Annotated in this window: 8 protein-coding genes, 1 tRNA gene and 2 pseudogenes; 6 read left to right on the forward strand and 5 right to left on the reverse strand. The window is 69.7% G+C overall.

The genetic code is table 11. The annotated features are described in order from the left end of the window. Positions 1 to 5: 5 nt before the first annotated feature. From ACFVVO_RS00815 to htpX, 3 genes are all read left to right on the forward strand, one after another. Entirely contained in the window at positions 6 to 1,637 is a 1,632-nt protein-coding gene (locus ACFVVO_RS00815) for an NADH-quinone oxidoreductase subunit M (protein ID WP_390050843.1), read from the forward strand. Next, complete coding sequence (locus ACFVVO_RS00820) at positions 1,634 to 3,157, forward strand: NADH-quinone oxidoreductase subunit N (protein ID WP_390050844.1); 1,524 nt, start codon at positions 1,634 to 1,636, stop codon at positions 3,155 to 3,157. The genes ACFVVO_RS00815 and ACFVVO_RS00820 overlap by 4 nt, the downstream gene beginning before the upstream one ends. A gap of 191 nt (positions 3,158 to 3,348) precedes the next feature. After that, positions 3,349 to 4,212 (forward strand): zinc metalloprotease HtpX, encoded by an 864-nt coding sequence (gene htpX, locus ACFVVO_RS00825; protein ID WP_390050845.1) that lies wholly within the window; start codon positions 3,349 to 3,351, stop codon positions 4,210 to 4,212. A gap of 336 nt (positions 4,213 to 4,548) precedes the next feature. On the opposite strand, the gene ACFVVO_RS00830 is transcribed toward htpX, so the two are convergent. Then, a complete protein-coding gene (locus tag ACFVVO_RS00830; protein WP_390050846.1) occupies positions 4,549 to 4,950 on the reverse strand; it encodes a YccF domain-containing protein in 402 nt (133 codons plus the stop codon). A 123-nt stretch (positions 4,951 to 5,073) separates the two neighbouring features. Here ACFVVO_RS00830 and ACFVVO_RS00835 point away from each other — a divergent pair. Then, positions 5,074 to 5,346 (forward strand): annotated as a pseudogene (locus ACFVVO_RS00835) (YccF domain-containing protein); the annotation flags it as partial. 39 nt (positions 5,347 to 5,385) lie between these two features. Here ACFVVO_RS00835 and ACFVVO_RS00840 read toward each other — a convergent pair. Beyond that, positions 5,386 to 6,669, reverse strand: coding sequence for an APC family permease (locus tag ACFVVO_RS00840; RefSeq protein WP_390050847.1), 1,284 nt, complete (start codon positions 6,667 to 6,669; stop codon positions 5,386 to 5,388). A 155-nt stretch (positions 6,670 to 6,824) separates the two neighbouring features. Here ACFVVO_RS00840 and ACFVVO_RS00845 point away from each other — a divergent pair, with 155 nt between their 5' ends. Beyond that, positions 6,825 to 7,091 carry a GlsB/YeaQ/YmgE family stress response membrane protein gene (locus ACFVVO_RS00845; protein WP_199211572.1) on the forward strand — a complete coding sequence of 89 codons (267 nt, stop codon included), beginning with the start codon at positions 6,825 to 6,827 and terminating at the stop codon, positions 7,089 to 7,091. A 133-nt stretch (positions 7,092 to 7,224) separates the two neighbouring features. Here the strand turns inward: ACFVVO_RS00845 and ACFVVO_RS00850 are convergent, their stop codons facing one another. Next, complete coding sequence (locus ACFVVO_RS00850; protein WP_390050848.1) at positions 7,225 to 7,713, reverse strand: YajQ family cyclic di-GMP-binding protein; 489 nt, start codon at positions 7,711 to 7,713, stop codon at positions 7,225 to 7,227. 213 nt (positions 7,714 to 7,926) lie between these two features. On the opposite strand from ACFVVO_RS00850, the gene ACFVVO_RS00855 reads away from it, so the two are divergent. Beyond that, a tRNA-Tyr gene (locus tag ACFVVO_RS00855) sits at positions 7,927 to 8,008 on the forward strand. A gap of 174 nt (positions 8,009 to 8,182) precedes the next feature. On the opposite strand, the pseudogene ACFVVO_RS00860 reads toward ACFVVO_RS00855, so the two are convergent. Both ACFVVO_RS00860 and ACFVVO_RS00865 read right to left on the reverse strand, forming a co-directional pair. Beyond that, positions 8,183 to 8,794 (reverse strand): annotated as a pseudogene (locus ACFVVO_RS00860) (site-specific integrase); the annotation flags it as partial. Positions 8,795 to 8,897: 103 nt separating this feature from the next. Continuing rightward, positions 8,898 to 10,020: tetratricopeptide repeat protein (locus ACFVVO_RS00865; RefSeq protein WP_390050849.1), on the reverse strand; the 1,123-nt coding region annotated here is incomplete at its 5' end.

A 10,020-nucleotide genomic window follows, 5' to 3' on the forward strand; every position in this document is an offset into this window, starting at 1 on the left:
CAGGCGTGATCGATATCAACGAGTCCGTGATGCGGTTCCTTCTGGCGTTCGTCGTCGCAGGCCCGCTCCTCGGCGCCGCCACCGCTCTCCTCCCGGCCCCGCCCGGACTGAAGGGGAAGTCGCCCGAGCAGGCCGTGCTGCGGCACGGCGTCACCGTGACCGGCGTGATCCTCATCGCCGCCGTCGTCCTCGCGCTCGGCTTCGACCACGACCACCCGGCGAAGATGCAGGCCACGACCGACATCAGCTGGATCCCCGCACTCGACGTGCGGATCCACCTCGGCATCGACGGCATCTCCCTCCCCCTTCTGGTCCTGACCGCGCTGCTGGCCTTTCTCTGCGCGCTCTACTCCTACTTCAAGTCGCCGTCGGGCCCGTCCCCGAAGGCGTTCGTCGCACTGCTGCTCCTGCTCGAGACCGGCACCCTCGCGACCTTCGCCGTCCTCGACCTGCTGCTGTTCTTCCTCGCGTTCGAGACGGTGCTCATCCCGATGTACTTCCTCATCGCCCGCTGGGGCGGCGAGGGCCGTACCCGGGCCGCGTGGAAGTTCATCCTGTTCACGCTGCTCGGCTCCGTGGTCATGCTGCTCGGCCTGCTCCTGATCGGAATCAAGGCGGGCACGTTCGACATGGTGGCACTCGCCACTGACAACGGGCGGTCACTGACCACATCCGTGCAGGTCATCGCCGTTCTGGCGATCGGGATCGGACTCGCGGTCAAGACGCCGATGTGGCCGCTGCACAGCTGGCTGCCCGACGCCCACACCGCCGCCCCGACCGTCGGCTCGGTACTGCTGGCCGGCGTCCTGCTGAAGATGGGCACGTACGGCTTCGTCCGCATCCTGCTGCCGGTCGCGCCGGACGGCTTCCGTACCTTCGCGCCGTACCTCGCCGCCTTCGCCGTGGTCGGGATCATCTACGGTTCCCTGGCCTGCCTGGCCCTGGCCAAGCAGGGCGCGAAGGGCGACCTCAAGCGGCTCATCGCCTACTCCTCCGTCGGCCACATGGGCTTCGTCCTGCTCGGCATCGCCACCATGACCCCGACCGGCGTCAACGGCGCCCTGTTCGCCAACATCGCCCACGGCCTCATCACCGGCCTGCTCTTCTTCCTGGTCGGCGCGCTGAAGGACCGCACCGGCACCACCGACCTCGACACCCTCGCCCTCCCGTCGCCCGACCACCGCCCCGCAACGAGCGGCTCCGCCGCGCCGGCTCAATTCCAGACCGGTGCCGCCCTCTACGCCAAGGCCCCCCGCCTCGGCGGCCTGCTCGCCTTCGGCGCCGTCGCCTCGCTCGGCCTGCCGGGCCTCGCCGGATTCTGGGGCGAGATGCTGGCCCTGTTCGGCTCGTTCAGCCCGGCCGCCGGCCTCAGCCGACCCGCGTTCCTCACCTTCATGGCGATCGGCGCGTTCGGCACCCTGCTGACGGCCGCGTACATGCTGATCGTGGTCCGCCGGGTCTGCATGGGCGCCGTACCGCAGCAGGCCCCGACCACCCTCGCCGACGTGCACGGCTACGAGTTCGCGGCCTGGACCCCGCTCGTCACCCTCACCGTCCTCGCCGGACTGTGGCCCCGGGCCCTGCTCGGACTGACCGACCCGGCCGTGCAGCAGCTCCTCGCAGGAGGCACCCGATGAGCGCCCTGGCCCAGCCCCTGGCCCAGTCGCTGGTCCAGTCCGTCGACTGGCTCGCGATCGCGCCGCCCACCATCGCCGCGGTCATGGCGCTCGCGGTCCTCGTCGCCGACCTCTTCCTCCCCGAGGCGCGCAAGCCCATCCTCGGCTGGACCTCCGTGGCCGGCCTGGCCGTGGCCACACTGATGCTGCTGCCGCTCCTGGACGGCGACCGCAGCACCTTCTGCCTGCCCGCCCCCGCGCGCGCGTGCAGCTACACCGCCGACCACTTCACCCTCGTCATCCAGTTCCTCGTCCTCGGCGGCGCCCTGCTGGCGGCCCTGCTGTCGGTGACGAACCTCGGCGACGAGCGGCGGCGCATCCCGGCCGGGGAGTTCTGGTTCCTGCTGCTGTCCTCCGCGGCCGGCGCCGCCCTGCTGCCCGCCTCCCGCGACCTGGCCACCCTCGTCGTCGCCCTGGAGGTCGCCTCCCTGCCGGCCTTCGCGCTCGTCGGCATCCGGCACGGCGACAAACGGTCCTCCGAGGCGGCCCTGAAGTTCTTCCTGTCCTCGGTCACCGCCACCGCGGTCAGCCTGCTGGGCATCAGCTTCGTCTACGCCTCCACCGGCACCCTCTACCTCACCCAGGTCGCCCAGCGCATCCAGCACGTCGACGGCCAGCTGCACACCCTCGCCCAGACCGGTGTCGTCCTCACCCTGGTGGGCTTCGCCTTCAAGACCGCCGCCGTCCCCTTCCACTTCTGGGTGCCCGACACCTACGTGGGCGCGCCGCTGCCCATCGCCGCCTACCTGTCGGTCGTCGGCAAGGCCGTCGGCTTCTCCGGGCTGATCCTCGTCACCGTCGTCGCCTTCCCGTCGTACGCCGACGCCTGGGGGCCCGCGCTCGCCGCCCTGGCCGCCCTCACCATGACCGTCGGCAACGTCGGCGCCCTGCGCCAGCAGGCCACGCGCGCGTACAGCGCCGTACGACTGCTCGCCTGGTCCTCCGTCGGCCAGGCCGGCTACCTCCTCGTACCGATCGCCGCCGCCGGATACTCCAAGGACCCCCAGAAGGCGATCGGCTCCACCGTCGCCTACGCCCTCATGTACGCCGCCGTGAACCTCGGCGCGTTCGCGGTGGCCGCCCTGGTGGGACGCACGAAGTCCCTCAACCGGATCAGCGACTACCGTGGCCTCTACGCCGCCAACCCGGTCACCGCCCTGCTGCTGGCCTTCTTCCTGCTGTGCCTCGCCGGGCTGCCGCCCGGCGTCATCGGCCTGTTCGCCAAGGTCACCGTGTTCTCCGCGGCCGTCGACGCCGGCCTGGGCTGGCTCGCCGTCGTCATGGCCGTCAACGTGGCGATCGCCCTCTTCTACTACCTCCAGTGGACGGCCCTGCTGTTCCGCACACCCGAGGGCACACCCGTCCGGCACCGGCTCCCGGCCCCCCTCACCGCCGCCCTCGCCCTCACCGGCGTCCTCGGCGTGGCGCTCTCCGGCGCACCCCAGCTGGTCCTGCGCTTCGCCGCCACCGGCCTGTTCTGAGGACTCGCCACGCGCGCGTGGGGCACCCGTGGCCCCACGCGCGCGGAAGGCCGTAAGCGCACGTCACCCGTACGGCCGACGCGCGCCGCCCCCCGCACCAGGGAACTCGCGGCGGCCGCCTCGCGTTGACCAGAGCGGGAGGGTCCACTGGACCAAAGCGTTCCCCTGCAGCACGACTTGGAGGGCGTACCGTGCACCGCCGGCACAACGGGCTAAGGACCGCAGTACTCCTCGGGGGACTGTCCGCGCTCATCATCGTCATCGGCAGCTTCTTCGGCCGTACGGGACTGATCGTGGCGGTCCTGATCGCGCTGGGCACGAACGCGTACGCGTACTGGAACAGCGACAAGCTGGCGCTCCGCGCGATGCGGGCCCGCCCGGTCAGCGAGTTCGAGGCCCCCGCGCTGTACCGGATGGTCCGCGACCTCTCCACGCAGGCCCGGCAGCCCATGCCCCGCCTGTACATCTCACCGACGGAGGCGCCCAACGCCTTCGCGACCGGCCGCAACCCGCGCAACGCGGCGGTGTGCTGCACGGAGGGCATCCTGCGCCTGCTCGACGAGCGCGAACTGCGCGGCGTCATCGGCCACGAGCTGAGCCATGTCTACAACCGCGACATCCTCATCTCCTCGGTCGCCGGCGCCCTCGCCTCGGTGATCATGTTCCTGGTCAACTTCGCCTGGCTGATCCCCATCGGCCGCTCCGACGACGACGAAGGCCCCGGCCTGCTCGGCATGCTGCTGATCATGATCCTGGGCCCGCTCGCCGCCTCCCTCATCCAGCTGGCCATCAGCCGGTCCAGGGAGTACGAGGCGGACGCCTCGGGCGCCCAGCTCACCGGCGACCCGCTGGCCCTGGCCAGTGCTCTGCGCAAGCTGGAGCTCGGTACCCAGCAGCTCCCGCTGCCCCCCGAACCCCGGATCGAGACCGCGAGCCACATGATGATCGCGAACCCCTTCCGGGCGGGCCAGGGACTGGCCAGGATGTTCTCCACGCACCCGCCCATGGCGGACCGCATCTCCCGGCTCGAGAAGATGGCAGGGCGTCCACAGTGAAGATCATCCGCGACGCCATCCGGCTCATCCCGAGCGGCTTCTGACTGGCCCTCGGATACCTGCTCGCGGGCAGCGCAGCGTTCACGCGGGTCCAGGTGTCACCGGAAGCCCAGGCATTGAAGTGCTTCGAAGCCTGGATTTCAGCACTGCCGTGGCCGCCTCGACGGCATCTGCTGACTTGCTGGTTTGGCGGTGGCCACGATGACGGCGGCAATGGACGCGTTCATGCCCTCGATCCGTCGGTCGAGGTCGGCGATCCGGTCGCCCCGGGCGGCAGCGCCTCCCTCCGCCATCCCGATCCACTCGGCAGCCGGCTCCTGCGGCTTGCCGCTGTGTTCAGTGCCCGGCGAATCCGTCGTCCGACGGCACCACCTCACGCCCCAACGGCATGAGGGAGATGGGGATGAGCTTCAGGTTGGCCCATCCGAACGGGATACCGATGATCGACAGGAACAGCGGGATGCTGGTGACCAGGTGGGCCAAAGCCAGCCACCACCCCGCGAAGATCACCCAGATCACATTCCCGATGAAGGATCCAGCTCCAGCGCCCGGCCGCTCCACAGTGGTGCGGCCAAACGGCCAGAGGACAAAGCCGGCGATCCGCAGGGACGCGACGCCGAACGGGATCGTGATGATCAAGATGAAGCAGATCAGGGCAGCGATGAGGTAGCCGATCGCCATCCAGAGGCCGCAGAGGACGAGCCACAGGATGTTGAGCAGCAGGTTGAACACCTTCATGATCGGTGCCTCTCCAGGTCGGTCCGTCGGCATGCCTGCTACCACCAGTATCAGCCGATCATTCCCTCAGGCGGAACCGGAGAGGCCTTGTAGCGTGATCGGGAACGTTCGACGGCAGTCCCCTTCGCCGTGTGGCCCTTCGGGTACACCACGGTCGAGCGGCGCGACGCGGGTGCCCCCTCGTGCGTCGGCAACGTCCTGTGGCTGCTGCCGGCCGGCCGGTGGCTGACGCCGGCCCACATCACCACCGGCGTCGCCCTCTGCCTGACGACCATCGGCATCCCGTTCGGCATCGCCGACTCCAAGCTGATCCCGGTGTCCCTGTTCCCGCTGGGGCGCGAGATCGTGCCCACGGGCCAGCCGTTCGCGGCCCGCCGAGGTCCCCCGAGGCTCTGAGTACCCGTCAGGCGGCAGGTGGGAGCGGTTGGCGCCGGGTCACGCCCCCTTCCGGGGCTGCGGGCTGCCTCCGCGCCGACCGCGGCCCGCCCACCACCGTCGCACGCCGTAGGCCACCACGCCCACGGCGAGCACGCCCGCCCCCACGGCGACCGAGACCGCGGGGAGGGCGAACGCCAGCGTGGCGCAGCCCAGCAGCCCCAACGCCGGCATCACCCGTGCCCGCGGGGCCGGGCTCAGCGTCCAGGCCGAGGCGTTGGCCACGGCGTAGTAGGCCAGGACGCCGAACGAGGAGAAGCCGATCGCGCCGCGCACGTCCACCGTGGCGGCCAGTACGGCGACCACCGCGCCCACGGCCAGCTCGGCCCGGTGCGGCACCTGGAACCGCGGATGCACGGCGGCCAGCACCCGGGGGAGATGACCGTCGCGGGCCATGGCGAGCGTCGTCCGGGACACCCCCAGGATCAGCGCGAGCAGCGACCCCAGCGCCGCCACCGCGGCCCCTACCCGGACCACCGGCACGAGCCCCGGCACCCCGGCCGCGCGCACCGCGTCGGCCAGCGGTGCCGCCGCGTGCCCCAGCCGGCCGGCGCCGAGCACGCCGAGAACGGCCACCGCGACCGCCGCGTACACCACCAGGGTGATACCGAGAGCCACCGGAACGGCGCGCGGAATGGTGCGCGCCGGATCCCGCACCTCTTCGCCGAGCGTGGCGATCCGCGCGTACCCGGCGAACGCGAAGAACAGCAGGCCGGCCGCCTGGAGCACACCGCCGACCCCCGTCGTCGGCCCGGGGCCGAGCCGCCCGGCGTCCATGCGCCCGGAGGCGAGGCACGCGACCACCACCGCGGCGAGGACGGCCAGCACCACGGCCACGATCACCCGCGTGAGCCACGCCGACTTCTGGATGCCGCCGTAGTTCACGGCGGTCAGGACCACCACGGCCGCCACCGCCACCGCGTGCGCCTGCCCCGGCCACACGTACGCCCCAACGGTGAGCGCCATGGCCGCGCAGGAGGCCGTCTTGCCGACCACGAAGGCCCAGCCGGCCAGATACCCCCAGAACTCGCCCAGCCGCTCCCTGCCGTACACATACGTCCCGCCCGACGCCGGATAGCGGGCGGCCAGGCGGGCCGAGGACATGGCGTTGCAGTAGGCCACGACGGCCGCGACGGCCAGCCCCAGCAGCAGCCCACGCCCGGCGGCACGGGCGGCCGGCCCCAGGGCGGAGAACACGCCGGCCCCGAGCATCGAGCCGAGGCCGACGACCACGGCGTCCCGCACGCCCAGAGTGCGCCGCAGTGCGGTTCCGGAAGCTGTCATGCGCCGCACCCTACTGATCACCGCAACCGGCGGGTGTACTCGAGACGTCCTCTCCCTCGACACGGCACGAACACGCGCGCGACCGACAGCCGATCCTCACCGGATTCTCAAGGGCCGGCCAGTGCGGAGACAGCGCGGAAGGGCAGGTTCACGGCATGAGCATCATCGGTTGGATCATCCTGGGGCTTCTGGCCGGAGCCATCGCCAAGGTCCTGCTTCCGGGCCGCGACCCGGGCGGTTTCATCGGCACGACCCTCATCGGCATCGCGGGCGCGTTCATCGGCGGCTACATCTCGTCCCGCTGGCTGGACCACCCGATAAGCAAGCACTTCTACGACGGCGCGACCTGGGCCGCCGCGATCGGCGGCTCGCTGGTCCTGCTGATCGTCTACCGCCTCCTGTTCGGCAACTCGCGCGACTGAGGCGTGGGCGGCGGGAGGCGCCGAGGAGCGACCGAAGGGTGGGCACCGTCCGGTGCCCACCCTTTCTGCTCTGACCCGGCAAACGGCCTGCCGGCGCCTGCCGCGGTCCCCGCCGGTGCCGGACCGCGCCGTCCTACCGGTAGTTGACGAACTGCAGCGCGAAGTCGAAGTCCTTGCCCTTCAGGAGGGCGATCACGGTCTGGAGGTCGTCGCGGTTCTTGGAGGTGACCCGCAGCTCCTCGCCCTGGACCTGGGGCTTCACGCCCTTCGGGCCCTCGTCACGGATGATCTTGGCGACCTTCTTCGCGTTCTCCTGAGAGATGCCCTCCTCGATCGTCGCGAAGATCTTGTACTCCTTGCCGGAGAGCTGAGGCTCGCCCGCGTCCAGCGCCTTCAGTGAGATGCCGCGCTTGATCAGCTTGGACTGGAAGACGTCGAGGACGGCGTTCACCCGGTCCTCGGAGTTCGCCTCCATGAGGATCTTGTCGCCGGACCACGAGATCGAGGCACCCACGCCCTTGAAGTCGTAGCGCTGCGAGATCTCCTTGGAGGCCTGGTTGAGGGCGTTGTCGACCTCCTGCCGCTCGACCTTCGAGACGATGTCGAAACTGGAGTCGGCCATGTCCTGTGGCTCCTTGTATCGGGGTGCGTATCGGGTGCGTGGCGGCGGCCGCCGAACCCGGCGTGGCGCCGGGCCGCATCCGCACCAGCCTAGCCACCCCGGGACCCGAGAGGTGGAGATCAATCGGGTGGCGAAGCACCCCCACGCATCGGGTATTGTTTACGTCGTTGCCACAGAGCGCCGCCAAGAAGCGGTTCGAAGGGCAGCGACCCCGGCGGTGTGCCCGAGCGGCCAAAGGGAGCAGACTGTAAATCTGCCGGCTCAGCCTTCCCAGGTTCGAATCCTGGCGCCGCCACACTGGGGAAGACCCCCTCCGACCAGCCATCACGGCAGGTGGGAGGGGGTTTCTCGTTGCTTATCCCCGTTCGATTCGTCGCGGACGGGACGCGGACGTGTCTCACCTGATACCGCGTGCATCCCACTTTCGATCAGTGTGTGTCCCCCAGGTGTCCCCCGGGGGAGAGCATGATCACTCCGGCTCGTTCCACTCCCGGAGAGCCGCGTCGATCCGGCTGTTGGCCCGCTCTCGGGTCTGGTCAAGTACCTTGGCGTACACCTTGTGCAGCACTGCGATGCTGTGGCCGGCGCGGCGGGCGCACTCCATCGCGTCCACGCCGGAACTGAGCCAGAACGACACTCCAGCGTGCCGAAGGTCGTGGGGGCGGCAGGCCAGCAGCGAGGCTGTCTCTGCCTCGCTCAGCACGTCCCGGCGGGCCTTTGCCCACACCTCCCCATAGCCGGTCTCCTGTAGTAAGCCGTTGCGGTTCGTCCGGAAGAGTCGGCCGTCAGGCGCCGTCCCCTGCGCTGCGATGTGCTGCCGCAGCATGCGGACGAAGTGCGGAGGGATGGGCACCGGTCGGGAATCCTTCTCAGCGCGGGCCTTGAGGTGGCGCATCTCGTGAGCCGTCCCGTCGTTCGTCCAGCTCCGCCCGGCGCGGACGATGCCCTGCCGCAGGGTGAGCATGCCCCATCCCGTTTCCGGGGAGTGGCATTGATCCGCGCGCAGTCCGGCGGCTTCGGCCGGCCGCATGGCCGCGTAGTACAGGCAGCCGAAGAACGCCTCCAGATGCCGCCCGCGCGGGCACCCTGATTGGGTCTGGTGTGTGAGCCGGCTTTGCTCGCACTCCACGGATCGGGGAGACGAGCCATCCCTCACGCCGTGGGTTGGGACAGCACCTATGGCGTCAGTCACCATTGGTCAGGTGAAGCAACAACGGCGCGACTGTGTCAAGAGCAGCAGTGGATTGGTTCCAGTAGGTTCTCGCGGCGGCTAGGTCGTTGGCCTCGCGTGCCGCTAGGCCTAGGAAGTTCAATGCATCCGTGTCCTCCTCGTGGGCAGCGAGTGATTCCCGAGCCTTCGCTCGGGTAGCGTCGTGCGTGCTCAGCAGGGCGGCACAGTGGGCTGCAATGACGAACCCACTAGCCTCGACATCATCCAATAGTGCTCGGGCTTCGTCCTTATGACCATCGAGGGCTTCCAGCGCCGCAAGCGCGAAGCGTGCTGCAGCGATCGACTGGCGGGAGCCTCCCGGGCTCTCCAGGGCCCGGCGCCATGCATCTACAGCACCTGCTTTGTCACCCTGTCGTGACCGCAGGTCTCCAATATTGGCTATGGCATCGGTGCTGCCGGCCTCGATGGCCTTGCGGTACCACTCCTCTGCGGCGTCCAGGTCCGGCGGATCAAACTGGTTGGCGAAAAGAAGGCCGAGGTCACGCATCGCGTCGGTGTTGCCGGCCTCGATGGCCTTGCGGTACCACTCCTGTGCTGCGTCCAGGTCCGGCGGATTCTGGGTGGCGAAAAGAAGGCCGAGGCCACACATCGCCTCGGTGTTGCCGGCCTCGATGGCTTTGCGGTACCACTCTTGTGCCGCGTTCAGGTCCGGCGGATCAAGCTGGTTGGCGAAAAGAAGGCCGAGGTCACACATCGCCTCGGTGTTGCCGGCCTCGATGGCCTTGCGGTACCACTCCTGTGCTGCGTCCAGGTCCGGCTGATTCTGGGTGGCGAACAGAATGCCGAGGTCACGCATGCACTCGGTGTTGCCGGCCCCGATGGCTTTGCGGAACCACTCCTGTGCTGCGTCCAGGTCCGGCGGATTCAGGGTGGCGAACAGAATGCCGAGGTCACGCATGCACTCGGTGTTGCCGGCCTCGATGGCTTTGCGGTACCACTCTTGTGCTGCGTTCAGGTCCGGCGGATCAAGTTGGTTGGCGAAAAGAAGGCCGAGGTCACGCATGCACTCGGTGTTGCCGGCCTCGATGGCTTTGCGGTACCACTCCTGTGCTGCGTTCAGGTCCGGCGGATCAAGC

Origin of the sequence: Streptomyces sp. NPDC058145 (assembly GCF_042884245.1) — a bacterium.
Lineage (GTDB): Bacteria > Actinomycetota > Actinomycetes > Streptomycetales > Streptomycetaceae > Streptomyces.

Excerpts from the sequence above, each read along its gene's own strand:
- ACFVVO_RS00820 (WP_390050844.1), top strand. The coding sequence starts at position 1,634 with ATGAGCGCCCTGGCCCAGCCCCTGGCCCAGTCGCTGGTCCAGTCCGTC.
- ACFVVO_RS00830 (WP_390050846.1), bottom strand. The coding sequence starts at position 4,950 with ATGAAGGTGTTCAACCTGCTGCTCAACATCCTGTGGCTCGTCCTCTGC.
- ACFVVO_RS00840 (WP_390050847.1), bottom strand. The coding sequence starts at position 6,669 with ATGACAGCTTCCGGAACCGCACTGCGGCGCACTCTGGGCGTGCGGGAC.
- ACFVVO_RS00845 (WP_199211572.1), top strand. The coding sequence starts at position 6,825 with ATGAGCATCATCGGTTGGATCATCCTGGGGCTTCTGGCCGGAGCCATC.
- ACFVVO_RS00850 (WP_390050848.1), bottom strand. The coding sequence starts at position 7,713 with ATGGCCGACTCCAGTTTCGACATCGTCTCGAAGGTCGAGCGGCAGGAG.